Origin of the sequence: Campylobacter sp. BCW_6463 (assembly GCF_001762785.1) — a bacterium.
GTDB classification, from domain to species: Bacteria; Campylobacterota; Campylobacteria; order Campylobacterales; family Campylobacteraceae; genus Campylobacter_D; species Campylobacter_D jejuni.
Genome location: NZ_MJXL01000053.1, coordinates 17,246 through 31,000 on the forward strand (window position 1 = coordinate 17,246; position 13,755 = coordinate 31,000).

The window sequence follows — 13,755 nt, forward strand, 5'->3', positions numbered from 1 at the left end:
GTAAATTTTGTAAATTTAAAAAAGAAGACCTAAAAATTAGGTAAAAATAAAAAAAGAAGACTTGCCTTGGCAAATCTTCTTCTAACTTTAAAGCTTAAAATTACTTAAGTTCTACTTTAGCACCAGCTTCTTCAAGTTGTTTTTTAGCTTCTTCAGCTTCAGCTTTAGCCACACCCTCTTTTAGAGTTGAAGGAGTTTGCTCAACTGCATCTTTTGCTTCTTTAAGACCAAGGCCTGTAAGAGCACGAACGATTTTAATAACTTCAATCTTTTTAGCACCGCCATCAGTTAAAACGATATCAAATTCAGTTTTTTCTTCAGCAGCAGCTGCAGCACCACCAGCTGCAGCACCACCAGCCACCATTACAGGAGCAGCAGACACACCAAATTTTTCTTCAAATTCTTTTACAAGTTCTGATAACTCAAGAACACTTAAATTTGAAATATATTCTAATACATCTTCTTTAGAAATTGCCATTTTTTATCCTTTTATTTAATTTATTCAGATTCTTTTTTATTTTTAAGCGCATTTAAACCTATTGTGAAATTGGTAATTGGCGCATTCCAAACTTGCAAAAGCATAGCAAGCAACTCATTGCGTGAAGGCATTTTAGCAAGAGCTTTAACCTTAGCAACATCTGCAACTTCGCCTTCAATATGAGCTGTTTTGATTTCAAATTTATCGTTATTTTCTTCAAATTTAGCAGCTACTTTTGAAACACTTAGCTGATCTTCGCCCCAAAGATAAATATTTGTATCTTTAAGAACTAGACCTGTTTTACCGGAATTGTTAAGAGCAATGTTAGCCAAAGTATTTTTAACAATTTGAACTTTTACATTGTTTTCTCTTGCATTATTTCTAAGCTCTTCTAGTTTTTTTGTGCTAAGACCTCTGTAATTACAAACTACAATAGCTTCACTAGCTTTAAAACCTTCTTCAAGTTTAGCAATAATCTCAACTTTTTCGCTTCTAGTCACATTTTCTCCTTTCCGATTGAGATTTCAAGTAGAGTGGAAATCCAATTAAGCTTACGCCTCGACTATCTTCAATCTAAAATAAACATCTCAAAAAATCAAAAATTTTTTCAAATGTTTATTTTAAAACAAAAGAGTTGCAAAAAAGCAACTCTTATTTCATATCAAGCAATTCTTGTGTTTCAAGCTTTACAGAAGGGCTCATTGTCAAAGATAAAGCCGCATTTTTAATATATCTACCTTTAGCTGCGGCAGGTTTGTGTTTGTTAATTGCCTTTACAAAAGTGCTAACATTGTCCCATAATTGTTCTTTGGAAAAACTTACTTTACCAAGACCTGCATGGATATTTCCTTGCTTATCAACACGGAAATTTACCTGACCACTTTTTGCATTATTAACTGCTTGAGCAACATCCATAGTCACTGTTCCGGTTTTAGGATTTGGCATTAAACCTTTTGGCCCTAAAATTCTACCAACTTTACCAACAAGTCCCATTAAATTTGGAGTAGCAATCAAAACATCAAAATTCATATTACCTTTTTGAATTTCTTCTACTAAATCATCGCTACCCACAATATCTGCACCAGCATTTTTCGCCTCATCAGCTTTTGCGTCTTTTGCAATTACAGCAACGCGAACTTTTTTACCCGTTCCAGCAGGTAAAACAACAGATCCTCTTACCATTTGATCTGCATGTCTTGGATCAACATTGAGTTTTAAAGCAATTTCTACAGTCTCATCAAATTTAGCAGACTTTAAAGTCTTTATTGTATCAATTGCATTGCTTAAAGCATACTCTTTATTTGAATCAATTTTTTGTGATAATTCTTTTAATCTTTTTGCTATCTTAGCCATTTATTTTCTCCGCATTTTAAAGTGCTACCGCCTTTTACCTTGGCGGTGAAAGGATTAATCTACGATTTCAACACCCATAGAACGAGCTGAACCTGCAATAATTTTAGCAGCTTGATCTCTATCTTTAGTATTTAAATCTGCAATTTTCTTATCTACTATTTCTAAAACTTGAGCACGGGTTAACTTGCCTACCTTATTTTTAAGTGGATTATCCGTACCTTTAGAAATTCCAGCTGCTTTTTTGATCAAATCCGTAGCTGGTGGTTGTTTTGTAATAAAAGTAAAACTTTTATCTGCATAAACAGTGATGACAACAGGGATATTAAAACCTGCCATATCTTTTGTTCTTTCATTAAAAGCCTTACAAAACTCCATAATATTAACACCTTGCTGACCCAAAGCAGGACCAACAGGTGGTGATGGGTTTGCTTTTGTGGCAGCAATTTGCAATTTAATTTCGCCTACGACTTTTTTAGCCATAACAAATCTCCTTACTTGATATAAATTAAATTATTTTCTCAACTTGAGAATATAAGATCTCCACTGGAGTTGAGCGTCCAAAAATAGAAACATTTAATTTTAATAAACCACGAACCATATCATACTCTTCTACAATTGCAGTAAAGTTTGCAAATGGCCCTTCTGTGATTCTCACATTTTCCCCTTCTTCAAAAGAAATCTTTGGTTTAGGCGCTGCACGATTGTGAACTTTTTCCAAAATCAAATTAATATCTTTTTCTGTTAAAGGGGTTGGCTTTTTGGATTCTCCAATAAAACGACCAACCTTTGGAAGAGATTGAATGCGATGCCAAAGCTCTGTATTTAAATCAAGAAGTGCAAAAACGTATCCTGAATACAAACTTCTTTCGCTAATCTTCTCCTTTCCATTCTTAAATTCAATAACATCTTCAGTTGGAACAACAATTTCTTTAAGTTGTTCTTCAATTCCGTTATCTTTTACTAAATTTTCAATGGCTCTTTTAACTGCCATTTCACTGCCAGCATAAGTTTGAATTGCATACCATTTATGAGTACTCATTTACTCTCCTTATACGATCGCAGAAACAATAGAGGACATAAGCCAATCCACTAACGCCAAAAACAAAGAAATTACCGCAACAACCACAAAAACTGTAATATAGGCATTTCTTACCTGTTCTTTTAAAGGAAAAATTACTTTCCTTAATTCGGCTTTTGATAATTTAAAATAAGTTATTAATTTTTCCATTTATTTAAACCTTAATTATGGCAGGGCAAGAGGGATTCGAACCCCCAACCATCGGATTTGGAATCCGGTGCTCTACCGTTGGAGCTATTGCCCTAAGGGCGCAAGCTTAACTTTTTAGCTTAACTTCTTTGTGAAGTGTATGTTTTTTTAATCTTGGGCAATATTTTTTTAATTCTAATTTTTCAGTAGTATTTTTACTATTTTTATAGGTGCTATAATTAATATCACCACATTCTTCACACTTTAAACCAACTTTAATTCTCATTTCAATTTTCCTTAAAAAATTAAAGCCAAGCTTTTAACTTGGCTTTATTAAATTATTTAATAATTTTAGAAACAACACCTGAACCAACAGTTTTACCACCTTCACGAATAGCAAAACGAGTTCCTTCTTCAAGTGCTACTGGAGCGATCAAGCTTACAGTAATTCTCACATTTTCACCTGGCATAACCATTTCAACACCATCAGCTAATTTAATCGAACCTGTAACATCAGTTGTTCTTACATAAAACTGTGGTCTATAGTTGTTAAAGAATGGAGTATGTCTACCACCTTCATCTTTATTTAAGATATAAACTTCAGCTTCGAAATCAGTGTGTGGAGTAATTGATTTTGGTTTAGCAAGAACCATACCACGGATAACTTCTTCTTTTTTAGTACCACGAAGAAGAACACCTACGTTATCTCCTGCTTCACCTTGATCCATTTCTTTTCTGAACATTTCAACACCTGTTACAGTTGTTGTTTGAGTATCTTTAATACCAACGATTTCGATAGTATCACCTACTTTTACAACACCTTTTTCAATTCTACCTGTAACAACAGTACCACGACCTGAAATTGAGAAAACGTCTTCAATTGGCATCAAGAAGTCTTTTTCAGTATCACGAGTTGGAGTTGGAATATAGCTATCAACTGCAGCCATAAGATCCATAATTTTTGCTGACCATTCACCATCTTGTCCAGCTTTAGCTTCTTCAAGAGCTTTTAAAGCAGAACCAGAAATAATAGGTGTATCATCGCCTGGGAAATCATAAGAGCTTAATAATTCTCTAATTTCCATTTCAACTAACTCTAGAAGTTCAGCATCATCAACCATATCTGCTTTATTCATAAAAACAACAATATATGGAACGCCTACTTGACGAGAAAGAAGAATGTGCTCTCTAGTTTGTGGCATAGGGCCATCTGCAGCAGAAACAACCAAGATCGCTCCATCCATTTGTGCAGCACCTGTAATCATGTTTTTAACATAATCTGCGTGACCTGGGCAGTCAACGTGTGCATAGTGACGATTGTCTGTTTCATATTCAATATGAGAAGTAGCAATAGTAATACCACGCTCTTTTTCTTCTGGAGCATTATCGATATTATCATAATCTTTAAGCTCTGCTAAACCTCTTCTAGAAAGAACAGCAGAAATAGCAGCTGTTAAAGTAGTTTTACCATGGTCAACGTGACCAATAGTACCAATATTTACGTGTGGCTTATTACGTGAAAATTTTTCTTTAGCCATTTTTTTCCTCCGTATAAAAAATAAATTGAGCAAAGCAAGTCTTATATCTATATAATTTTTTCAATTCATGGAGCTCATAGCGGGAATTGAACCCGCGACCTCTCCCTTACCAAGGGAGTGCTCTACCTCTGAGCCATACGAGCGCTCAGAAAAATTATACACAATAACAGACAACAAAAACTCTTAATGGGATATATACTGTAAGTTAAAGGTTTTAAAATACAGCTCCCAGTTCTTTTAAATTATTGGAGCGGGAAACGGGACTCGAACCCGCGACCCTCAGCTTGGAAGGCTGATGCTCTAGCCAACTGAGCTACTCCCGCAAAGCATGGTGGTGAGTCGTGGATTCGAACCACGGAAGGCGAAAGCCAGCAGATTTACAGTCTGCCCTCGTTGGCCACTTGAGTAACTCACCATAAAAATATTGCTTTTTCAATATTCTGGTCAAACACTGCTAAAATAAATGGAGCTGGTTAAGGGACTTGAACCCCCGACCTGCTGCTTACAAGGCAGCTGCTCTACCAACTGAGCTAAACCAGCAAAAATAAAAGTGAGATTATAACTCAAAAAAAAATTTTTGTCAAGACTTTTTTAGTTTTTCTATAAAATTTTAGTCTTGTAAAGTTTATTATCATAAACCAATATTATTTTTATCTATTTATGATAATCAAACAAATTTAAAAATTTCTTTGCTCTTTCGCTTTTTGGATTTTCAAAAAAACTTTTAGGATCATTTTCTTCGATGATTTTTCCTTCATCCATAAAAATAATTTTATCTGCTACAGCTTTAGCAAAACCCATTTCATGAGTAACAATAAGCATAGTCATACCCTCTTTTGCAAGATTTAACATCACTTCTAAAACTTCTCTAACAATCTCAGGATCCAGTGCTGCTGTAACCTCATCAAAAAGCATTAACTCAGGATTCATACATAAACTTCTTACTATGGCAATTCTTTGCTTTTGTCCTCCACTAAGCTCTCTTGGATAAGCATGAATTTTATGCAAAAGTCCCACCTTTTCAAGCCAAATTTTAGCCTCTTTTAAAACCTCATCTTTCTTTCTTTTTTGTACTTTCATGGGTCCTAAAAGTATATTTTCTTCAACACTTAAATGCTCAAAAAGTTCATAAGATTGAAAAACCATGCCAACTTTTTGACGCATTCTTGGCCATTCTTTAAAATCTTTATCTATTTTCTCATTATCAACATAAATATTACCACTTGCAATCTCTTCAAGCCCATTAATACAACGCAAAAGCGTAGATTTTCCACATCCGCTAGGACCTAAAATCACCACAACTTCTTTGGCTTTAACTTCTAAATTAATATCTTTTAAGGCGTGATGCGAACCATAATACTTTTGTAAATTTTCTATTTTTAGTATGCTCATTTTAGCTCCATTTTTTCTCTAATTTTCTTGAATATAAAGTGATAGGATAACAAAGTATAAAAAAGATAAAAAAAATCAAACCATAAATAATAAAAGGTGCAAAATCATTTTTATTATGAAATTCTATAATTTGTTGCCCTATCTTGACAAGCTCTACCGCTCCGATTAAATAAGCAAAGGTTGTACTTTTAATCATACGAGTAAGTAAATTCATGCTCATAGGAGTTAAACGACGCATAGCTTGTGGAATAATAATATAAACAAAACTTTGCACCGTATTTAAACCTAAAGATGATGCACTTTCATACTGATGCTTTGGAATACTCTGCAAGGAAACACGCACCAAATCCATCATCTCAAAACAACCCCAAATGCTAAAAACAATAATAGCTGCACTTACAGAACTCAAATCCCACCCAAACCATCTAGGAAAACCAAAATACACCACAAAAAGCCATACTAAAAGTGGCATAACACGTACAAATTCTAAACCCAAACGACAAAAAGCATAGATATAGGTATTTTTAAAACTCATTAAAATTCCCAAAAACAACCCACCTATCGAAGTAATAATAATGCTGATAAATGAAATTTCAAGAGTGACAAAAAGCCCTTGCCAGAGTCTTAAAAGCGTATCGGTATTTAAAAGTTCAAGCATGAAACAACCTTTTTTCAAACTTTAGCAAAATAAAAGACAAAGGCAAAATAATACACAAATATCCCATAAACAACAAAAACAATAGCTCATCTGTCTTATAGGTTAAAGAATTTAAACTCTTCATTAAATTCACCAAATCTGGCAAGGCAATAATACTAACCACTGAAGTTTCTTTGATTAAAAATATAATATTAGCACTAATACTTGGCATAGAAATAGCCAAAGCTTGCGGCAAAATCACATAACGCAAATTTCCAAATTTTGAAAAACCCAAAGAAAGTCCGGCTTCAAACTGCTGTTTTCTTATGGCTTCAAATCCCGCCCTTAAACTCTCAGCCATATAAGAACCCCCTAAAAAACTAAGTCCTACTATAGCACAAGCAAAAGAAGGTCTTAAAGTTTCTTCTACGCTTAAACAAATCACACTAAGCGGTGGAATTTGTTCTAAATGTATATTAAATTTAGGTAAAGCATAATATAAGAAAAAAAGTTGAATTAATAAAGGCGTATTTCTTGAAAACTCTATATAAAGCTTGCAAATATTTTCTAAAATTTTTATTTTAAAATAACTCATTAAAATACAAAACAAGCCTATTATCAAAGAAAAAATAATTCCAAAAAAGCTTAGTTTTATCGTAAGCCAAGCAGCTGTTAAAAAAGCAGGAGCTTGAGCTAATATAAAATCAAAATCCATTCTCTACCTTAAATTTTACCAAAGTTCTTTCATGATCATATCTTTATTTAAAATTTCAATTCTACCTTTTTTTGTATCAATAAGTTCTGAAATTTTAAGTTCTTTTAACACTCGAGATAAAGATTGTGCTCTAACATTTAAATCAATTGCAATTTGTTTTTGCGAAATTGTATCTAAATTTTTTTCATTTTCCAAAAGATACTTTAATAATCTCGTCCTTAAATCTAATGCATTTTGAGATAATTTCTTTTCTAAAATTTTAATTTTATCAAAAAGTGAACTGATGAGTAAAAAATTGAATTCTTTATTTTCACTGCATAAATTTTGAAAATTAATAAAATCAATTTCCAAAATTTCTCCATCTTCTTCAAAAATAGCATTAGCAGGATAATTTAATTTTTTAAAAGCAGGCATTTCTGCTATAAAATTTAGAGGATTAAAATAATGCAAAGTAATTTCTTTATCACTTGCTGTACTTTTATAAATGCGTATTTTTCCCTTGAGTAAAATAAAAAATTTTTTAGCCTCTTCGCCTTCATAAAATAAAATACTATTTTTTTGAAATTTTTTTAATTTTCCTACACTAGATAAAAGTTCTAAATAATCTTTCATTATATACATTTTCCATTCTTAACTTATGTTAAATTTAATTTATCTTATTTTTGCTATATTAACGCCATAAAATTAACATTTAAGAAAGGCTTATATGAAATTTGAAACAATTAATCAAGAAAGCATAGCAAAACTCATGGAAATATTTTATGAAAAAGTTAGAAAAGATAAGGATTTGGGCCCTATTTTTAACAATGCTATTGGAACAAGTGATGAAGAATGGAAAGAACATAAAGCAAAAATAGGAAATTTTTGGGCAGGCATGCTTTTAGGAGAAGGTGATTATAATGGGCAACCCTTAAAAAAGCATCTAGATTTACCTCCTTTTCCTCAAGAATTTTTTGAAGTTTGGCTAGGACTTTTTGAAGAAAGTTTAAATATGGTTTATAATGAAGAAATGAAAGCAGTTATTTTACAGCGTGCACAAATGATAGCTTCACATTTTCAAAATATGCTTTATAAATATGGTGGACATTAATTTGGCAATTTTTTTGCCAAATCTTTTTTTACCTTTTGTAAAATCTCCTCATCCTTAGAAAAATCAAAAAATTTAAACTCATTTCCATGTTGCATAAAACCATCGAGCAAATCTCCACTCAAACGATTTTTAAGATCAAGTTCTGCTATTTTAAACCCATCTAAAGTGCTAGCAAATTCTTTTAAACGACTCGGAATTTCTTTAAGCTTAGTATAAAGATAGCAAGTACTTTTAAGCCCTATACGACCTACACGACCACGAAGTTGATGCAAGGTAGCAAGTCCTAAACGTTCCGCTCCCACAATCACTATCATACTCAATCTTGGCAAAGAAATGCCCACTTCCACCACTGTAGTGCTTAATAAAATATTTCCCTCATCTCTAAAACGCTCTAAAATTTCATCTTTTTGTTTATCTTTTCCATGAGTTACAAAAACTTTTTCATAATGACTCTGCCAATACCCCCTAGCCTGCTCCAAAGAAAGATAAGGAATATTATCACTAGCACTCACTAAGGGATAAATAATGATAATTTGATGATTTTTAGCAATTTCTTCCTTGATCTTCTCGCTAAGCTTAGAAAAACCTTCATTTTGTATACAATAAGTTGCAATATCCTTCTTAAAAGGCATTTGCTTAATAAAACTAAAATTTAAAAGTTCAGATTGTATCATGCTTAAAGTTCTTGGAATAGGCGTAGCCGAAAACTGTATAAAATGAGGGGTAAATTCTTGCTTATTTAAAGAATGAATTTTTTCACGCTGAGCTGACCCAAAACGATGTTGTTCATCTATCATTACAAGTACGGCATTATGACTTTCTAAATGAATTAAAGCGTGAGTGCCTATGATAAGATTTGCTTTTTGGATATTTTGTTCTAAATCTTTTTCTTTTTTACCCCCTTTAATAAACAAAATATTCATAAAATCAGGTAAAAATTTCCTAGCCTCTTCATAAAGCTGATACGCTAAAATACTAGTAGGTGCCATTAAAATAGCCTGCTTAGGATAAACCATCAAAGCCGCACCAAGCAAAACCAAGGTTTTACCACACCCTACATCACCCATAATCACACGCCTTTTAGCTTCTTTTGAATGCAAATCTTTTTCTATATCTTTTAAGGCGTTAAGCTGATCTTTAGTAAGAGAAAAAGGCAAATCTTTAAGCCAATTGGCTATATTAAAAACATTGATTTGATGAGCTTTAAAATGCGTTTTTTTAGCTTTTAAACGCTTTAAAAAATTATATATTTCTATGTATTTTAAATCTTTGCTAAAATTTTGCAAATTTTCAAACATAAAAAAACTTTTTTCATCATAAGCATGCAGATTTAAAAGAAAATGTATATATTTATCCTCTATGCCACTTTCTTTTAAATTTTCATAGTTAAGATATTTATGTATAAAAGCAGCAATTTTTGTATCTTTTAAACCTAAAATTTGATACTTTGGACTAAAACCCTCAAAAGAAGTTAAAATTTTAGGATTGTTAAATTGCCAAGTGTGATTAAAACGCGAGAGTTTAGCATTAAAAATAAGCTCTTTTCCTACCTTAAAAATCCCAAAATGCCAAGCCCTAGGATGAAAAAATACAAAAGAGATATTTTCTTGCCATTCTTCACAAAAACCCAAACCAAAAAGTTGATTTTTTCTTGAACTAACGCTTTTTATAGTGATTTTTTGGGTGCAAATTTCATTTTCTTTAGGATTTTTACTTGGATTTAAATTTTCAATTTTTTTAGGTAAAAGAAGCGCTAAATCAATAGCACTTCTAATTTTTAATTTTTTAAAAAATTCAAAATCACTTTCTTTAATTTTCATTTTGTATGCTTGCAAAACTTATATTTAAAAGCTCTTGATGTTTTTTAATATAAGCATTGATGGTTTCAAGTTTAACCTTTTCCATAAGTTTTAACTCTTCTTTATAATATCCCAAATTTAAACCTTGATAAAATTCATTAAAGGCCATAGATAAACGCTTGCTTAAGCTTTCATAACGCAAAGGAGTTGATCCTATGAGAAAATTTTTAGCTTGATCAAGTTCGTTTTGAGTCATGCCATTTTTTATAAAATCTTCAAAAAGCTCTTTTACAATTTTTTTAGCTTCTTTAGCGCTTTCATTTTTAGTTTGTAAATATCCAAAAACTCTAGAAAAAGACATATTCATATCAAGCATAGCATAAGCTGAGTATGCAAGACCTCTTTTAACACGAATTTCTTCCATAATCCTTGAACCAAATCCCCCTTGTCCTAGCACAAATAAAGCAATTTTTGCAAGATATAAATCCTTATCTTTAAAATCGGCAAAAAAAGGCGTAGCAAAATAAATATAAGCTTGTTCACTTTCTGGGCGTAGCAAAATTTCATCTTTGATGTTTTTGCTTAACTCATATTTTTTTGGAGTATTTTTCTTACCTATTTGAAGTTTTGATAAGAGTTTTAAAAGATCTTCCTTGGCTTGTTTTTCTTCTAAATCTCCTCCTAAAATCACAACCAAATCACTAAGATGGATAAAATTTTTATAAAAATTTTGTAAATCTTTTAAAGACAAAGTTTCTATACTTTTTTCATCTCCATCATTTGGATTTTGAAATTCTTTACATTTAAAAATTTGAGCATTGAGTAAATTTTTTGCTAAATAATCAAAATCACTATTTTTACTCGCAAGTTCACCTAAAGCATTGATTTTTAATTTTTGCAAAATTTTTTCTTCCATTCTTGGTTTTAAAAGCAATTTTTCTAAACTCTTTAAAGCAAAATCAAAATTTTCTTTCAAGCAAGAAAGATTGATTTCCAAGCTTTCAAAACCACTACTTGCCTCTAAATTTATCGCTCTAAATTCTAAATCCTTAAAAAATTTATCATCCACGCCTTCATTTAAAATACGTGAAAACATCTTAGCCAAGCCTGCTATTTCATCATAACTTCTAGCGCAATTTCTAAAAACAAGCTTTAAAACAACAATGGGAAAATCAGAATTTTTTTCAAAAATAAAAGGGATTTTAACACCCCTACTCTCTAAATACTGCATTAAAACCTTTCTAAAATTTCATAAGCGGTATTGCGTTTAGCTGGATTTTCGCCTAAACTTCTAATCAGCCTTATCATCTCATCTTGATTCATTCTATAACTTGCTCCTGCAGCACTTACTACATTTTCTTCCATCATGGTTGAGCCTAAATCATTAGCCCCAAATTTTAAAGCAAGCTGGCCTATAAGTGAGCCTTGAGTTACCCAAGAACTTTGTAAATTTTTAAAATTATCTAAATAAAGTCTTGCTAAAGCTAAAAGTCTTAAATACTTGTTAGAACTTTGTTTCATAATCTCTGGATGTTTTTGGATTAAAGCAGTATTATCACTTTGAAAGCTCCATAAAATAAAAGCCCTAAATCCCCCTGTTTCATCTTGTAATTTTCTTAAATGTTCAAAATGATCGATGATTTCTTCATCATTTTCAACCGTTCCAAACATCATAGTAGCTGTACTTTTCATGCCGATTTTATGAGCTTGGCGATGTACTTCTAACCAAGTAACTGTATCACATTTATTGGGTGCGATAATATCACGCACCCTATCGCTTAGCACCTCAGCACCTGCTCCCGGTATAGAAAATAAACCCTTAGTTTGTAATCTTTTTAAAACTTCGGTGATGGAAATTTTAGATGCTTTTGCAATATAAGCGATTTCAACCGCTGAAAAACCATGCACAGTGATATTTGGATAATGTTCTTTTATCCAAGAAACTAATTCTTCATACCATTCTATTTTTAATTTTGGGTGCACCCCACCTTGAAAAAGAATTTGTGTACCCCCAATAGCTTCAAGCTCCTCTATCTTCTTGCCTATCTCTTCAAAGCTTAAAATATAAGCATCATCTTCTTTATGATGGCGATAAAAAGCACAAAAAGAACAATCAATACAACAAACATTGGTATAATTAATATTTCTATCCACAACAAAAGTGGTAATTTTTTCAGGATGAAGTTCTAATTTTCTTTTATAAGCCATTTCTCCAAGTTCAGTTAAACTCGCATGATGTAATAAATCTAAAGCTTCTTTTTTATCCAGTCTTTTCAAAATTTTTCCTTGTTTTTTACATAATTAAAATAATTATAGCATTTAAAATATAAATTATGCTATAGTTTCGCTTATGAATTACATTGAACTATTAAAAAATAATAAAAATATCAGAATATTAGCTTCGGTTCAGTTTATAGTATATTTTGGAGCATGGTTTTCTCAAACGGGGGTTTTTACCCTTTTGGTTGAGCTTAATGCTCCTACTTGGGCAACAGCTACAAGTGCTATGCTTGCTTTTTTACCTGGAGTTTTACTTGCTCCTATTAATGGCGTCATAGTAGAGAAAAATAAACCTAAAAAACTTTTACTCAGTATGATTAGCATAGAATTAATTTCTATTTTTTGTCTTATTTTTGTCACAAGTCTTAGCATACTTTGGCTTTTGTTTATTTTAATCTTCATAAGACTTTGCGTTGCTTCGATTTATTTTCAAGCTGAAATGAGTTTATTGGCGAAAATTTTAACCCCTCAAGAACTTAAACTCGCTAATGAAATGCACAGTGTCATTTGGGCGATTTCTTATACAGCAGGTATGGCAAGTGCGGGAATTTTTATTTATTTTCTAGGAGTTAAAACCGCTTTTTTATTTGACTGTGTACTTATACTCATAGGCATTTCTTTTTTAGTAAGATTAAGCATTCCTGATTTTCATCAAAAAACACAAAGTCGCTTTTTTACCATGATAAAAGAAGGATTTTTCTATGTTTTAAATAATAAAATAATTTTTCATCTTATCTTGCTTCACGCTTTTATAGGTTTAACTGCTTATGAAACCTTGGTTACGCTTTTAGCGCAACATCAATATAAAGAAGTTTTATCTGCTGCTTTAGTAATAGGGTTTTTAAATGCAGTACGTGCTTGTTCTTTAGCTATAGGACCTATGGTTTTAAGCAAATTTATTAATGATAAAAATTTATTTTACATGTATCTTGGTCAAGGCTTAGGTATTATACTTTGGGCTTTAACTCAATTTAATTTTTATATTTCTTTTTTAGGTTTAATTGGCGCAGGTTTTTTTACCTCAGCACTTTGGGCTTACACCTACACTATGATACAAAAAAATGCTGACAAAGAATATCATGGTAGAGTGATCGCTTATACAGATATGATTTATCTTAGTTTTAGCGCTATTATTTCAATGCTTATGGGCTTTTTATTTGAAATAGGCTTGAGTTTAGAACTAATTACAGGCTTATTGGGTATGATTTTTATCTTTGCGGCATTTTATTGGAAGTGGTTTTATAAAAAATATTTGTGAAAATTCAC

General features: G+C 31.7%; 16 protein-coding genes, 5 tRNA genes and 1 pseudogene. 2 read left to right on the forward strand and 20 right to left on the reverse strand.

Annotated elements, in window-relative coordinates; all coding sequences use genetic code 11:
• Positions 1–100 precede the first annotated feature (100 nt).
• The 17 genes and pseudogenes from rplL to nssR form a co-directional block, all read right to left on the reverse strand.
• Positions 101–478: a 50S ribosomal protein L7/L12 gene (gene rplL, locus AJ884_RS05870; RefSeq protein WP_002854820.1), complete on the reverse strand. Its 378-nt coding sequence runs from the start codon at positions 476–478 to the stop codon at positions 101–103.
• A 20-nt stretch (positions 479–498) separates the two neighbouring features.
• Entirely contained in the window at positions 499–978 is a 480-nt protein-coding gene (gene rplJ / locus AJ884_RS05875) for a 50S ribosomal protein L10 (protein WP_002858610.1), read from the reverse strand.
• A gap of 151 nt (positions 979–1,129) precedes the next feature.
• Positions 1,130–1,831, reverse strand: a complete 702-nt coding sequence (rplA, locus tag AJ884_RS05880; RefSeq protein WP_070233380.1) for a 50S ribosomal protein L1 — start codon at positions 1,829–1,831, stop codon at positions 1,130–1,132.
• Between the two features lie 54 nt (positions 1,832–1,885).
• Complete coding sequence (gene rplK / locus AJ884_RS05885; RefSeq protein WP_002779452.1) at positions 1,886–2,311, reverse strand: 50S ribosomal protein L11; 426 nt, start codon at positions 2,309–2,311, stop codon at positions 1,886–1,888.
• Positions 2,312–2,336: 25 nt separating this feature from the next.
• Positions 2,337–2,870: a transcription termination/antitermination protein NusG gene (gene nusG / locus AJ884_RS05890; protein WP_002851098.1), complete on the reverse strand. Its 534-nt coding sequence runs from the start codon at positions 2,868–2,870 to the stop codon at positions 2,337–2,339.
• A 9-nt stretch (positions 2,871–2,879) separates the two neighbouring features.
• Positions 2,880–3,059 carry a preprotein translocase subunit SecE gene (gene secE / locus AJ884_RS05895; protein ID WP_002854985.1) on the reverse strand — a complete coding sequence of 60 codons (180 nt, stop codon included), beginning with the start codon at positions 3,057–3,059 and terminating at the stop codon, positions 2,880–2,882.
• 18 nt (positions 3,060–3,077) lie between these two features.
• A tRNA-Trp gene (locus AJ884_RS05900) sits at positions 3,078–3,153 on the reverse strand.
• Positions 3,154–3,165: 12 nt separating this feature from the next.
• Positions 3,166–3,324 (reverse strand): 50S ribosomal protein L33, encoded by a 159-nt coding sequence (gene rpmG / locus AJ884_RS05905; protein WP_002793551.1) that lies wholly within the window; start codon positions 3,322–3,324, stop codon positions 3,166–3,168.
• Between the two features lie 52 nt (positions 3,325–3,376).
• Positions 3,377–4,576 (reverse strand): elongation factor Tu, encoded by a 1,200-nt coding sequence (gene tuf, locus AJ884_RS05910; protein ID WP_002855271.1) that lies wholly within the window; start codon positions 4,574–4,576, stop codon positions 3,377–3,379.
• 68 nt (positions 4,577–4,644) lie between these two features.
• Positions 4,645–4,719, reverse strand: a tRNA-Thr gene (locus tag AJ884_RS05915).
• 103 nt (positions 4,720–4,822) lie between these two features.
• A tRNA-Gly gene (locus AJ884_RS05920) sits at positions 4,823–4,899 on the reverse strand.
• Between the two features lie 6 nt (positions 4,900–4,905).
• A tRNA-Tyr gene (locus AJ884_RS05925) sits at positions 4,906–4,991 on the reverse strand.
• 49 nt (positions 4,992–5,040) lie between these two features.
• A tRNA-Thr gene (locus AJ884_RS05930) sits at positions 5,041–5,116 on the reverse strand.
• Positions 5,117–5,207: 91 nt separating this feature from the next.
• Positions 5,208–5,968: pseudogene (locus AJ884_RS05935) on the reverse strand (amino acid ABC transporter ATP-binding protein).
• 1 nt (position 5,969) lies between these two features.
• Positions 5,970–6,626: an amino acid ABC transporter permease gene (locus AJ884_RS05940; RefSeq protein ID WP_070233379.1), complete on the reverse strand. Its 657-nt coding sequence runs from the start codon at positions 6,624–6,626 to the stop codon at positions 5,970–5,972.
• A complete protein-coding gene (locus tag AJ884_RS05945; protein WP_070233378.1) occupies positions 6,619–7,320 on the reverse strand; it encodes an amino acid ABC transporter permease in 702 nt (233 codons plus the stop codon). The genes AJ884_RS05940 and AJ884_RS05945 overlap by 8 nt, the downstream gene beginning before the upstream one ends.
• 15 nt (positions 7,321–7,335) lie before the next feature.
• Positions 7,336–7,932, reverse strand: coding sequence for a nitrosative stress-sensitive transcriptional regulator NssR (nssR, locus tag AJ884_RS05950; RefSeq protein WP_002871191.1), 597 nt, complete (start codon positions 7,930–7,932; stop codon positions 7,336–7,338).
• A gap of 94 nt (positions 7,933–8,026) precedes the next feature.
• Here nssR and ctb point away from each other — a divergent pair, with 94 nt between their 5' ends.
• Positions 8,027–8,410, forward strand: coding sequence for a truncated hemoglobin Ctb (ctb, locus tag AJ884_RS05955; protein ID WP_002866981.1), 384 nt, complete (start codon positions 8,027–8,029; stop codon positions 8,408–8,410).
• On the opposite strand, the gene recG is transcribed toward ctb, so the two are convergent.
• Genes recG through AJ884_RS05970 form a run of 3 tightly spaced genes read right to left on the reverse strand, consistent with a single transcriptional unit; the run spans position 8,407 to position 12,486 of the window.
• The gene (gene recG / locus AJ884_RS05960; RefSeq protein WP_070233377.1) at positions 8,407–10,230 is read right to left on the reverse strand and encodes an ATP-dependent DNA helicase RecG; all 1,824 of its coding nucleotides are present in this window, start codon (positions 10,228–10,230) and stop codon (positions 8,407–8,409) included. The two genes, ctb and recG, sit on opposite strands and share 4 nt — an antisense overlap.
• Positions 10,220–11,440 (reverse strand): M16 family metallopeptidase, encoded by a 1,221-nt coding sequence (locus tag AJ884_RS05965; protein ID WP_070233376.1) that lies wholly within the window; start codon positions 11,438–11,440, stop codon positions 10,220–10,222. Before AJ884_RS05965 ends, recG begins: the two co-directional genes overlap by 11 nt.
• Positions 11,440–12,486, reverse strand: a complete 1,047-nt coding sequence (locus AJ884_RS05970; protein ID WP_070233375.1) for a dehypoxanthine futalosine cyclase — start codon at positions 12,484–12,486, stop codon at positions 11,440–11,442. The genes AJ884_RS05965 and AJ884_RS05970 overlap by 1 nt, the downstream gene beginning before the upstream one ends.
• Before the next feature lie 73 nt (positions 12,487–12,559).
• On the opposite strand from AJ884_RS05970, the gene AJ884_RS05975 reads away from it, so the two are divergent.
• Positions 12,560–13,747, forward strand: a complete 1,188-nt coding sequence (locus AJ884_RS05975; RefSeq protein ID WP_070233374.1) for an MFS transporter — start codon at positions 12,560–12,562, stop codon at positions 13,745–13,747.
• The last annotated feature ends 8 nt before the right edge of the window (positions 13,748–13,755 follow it).

Bases quoted from the DNA above. Each gene is read 5' to 3' on its own strand.
- AJ884_RS05975 (WP_070233374.1), top strand. From the start codon at position 12,560: ATGAATTACATTGAACTATTAAAAAATAATAAAAATATCAGAATATTA.
- nssR (WP_002871191.1), bottom strand. From the start codon at position 7,932: ATGAAAGATTATTTAGAACTTTTATCTAGTGTAGGAAAATTAAAAAAA.
- secE (WP_002854985.1), bottom strand. From the start codon at position 3,059: ATGGAAAAATTAATAACTTATTTTAAATTATCAAAAGCCGAATTAAGG.
- rplA (WP_070233380.1), bottom strand. From the start codon at position 1,831: ATGGCTAAGATAGCAAAAAGATTAAAAGAATTATCACAAAAAATTGAT.
- rplL (WP_002854820.1), bottom strand. From the start codon at position 478: ATGGCAATTTCTAAAGAAGATGTATTAGAATATATTTCAAATTTAAGT.
- AJ884_RS05940 (WP_070233379.1), bottom strand. From the start codon at position 6,626: ATGCTTGAACTTTTAAATACCGATACGCTTTTAAGACTCTGGCAAGGG.
- tuf (WP_002855271.1), bottom strand. From the start codon at position 4,576: ATGGCTAAAGAAAAATTTTCACGTAATAAGCCACACGTAAATATTGGT.
- rpmG (WP_002793551.1), bottom strand. From the start codon at position 3,324: ATGAGAATTAAAGTTGGTTTAAAGTGTGAAGAATGTGGTGATATTAAT.
- recG (WP_070233377.1), bottom strand. From the start codon at position 10,230: ATGAAAATTAAAGAAAGTGATTTTGAATTTTTTAAAAAATTAAAAATT.
- nusG (WP_002851098.1), bottom strand. From the start codon at position 2,870: ATGAGTACTCATAAATGGTATGCAATTCAAACTTATGCTGGCAGTGAA.
- AJ884_RS05945 (WP_070233378.1), bottom strand. From the start codon at position 7,320: ATGGATTTTGATTTTATATTAGCTCAAGCTCCTGCTTTTTTAACAGCT.
- rplK (WP_002779452.1), bottom strand. From the start codon at position 2,311: ATGGCTAAAAAAGTCGTAGGCGAAATTAAATTGCAAATTGCTGCCACA.
- ctb (WP_002866981.1), top strand. From the start codon at position 8,027: ATGAAATTTGAAACAATTAATCAAGAAAGCATAGCAAAACTCATGGAA.
- AJ884_RS05965 (WP_070233376.1), bottom strand. From the start codon at position 11,440: ATGCAGTATTTAGAGAGTAGGGGTGTTAAAATCCCTTTTATTTTTGAA.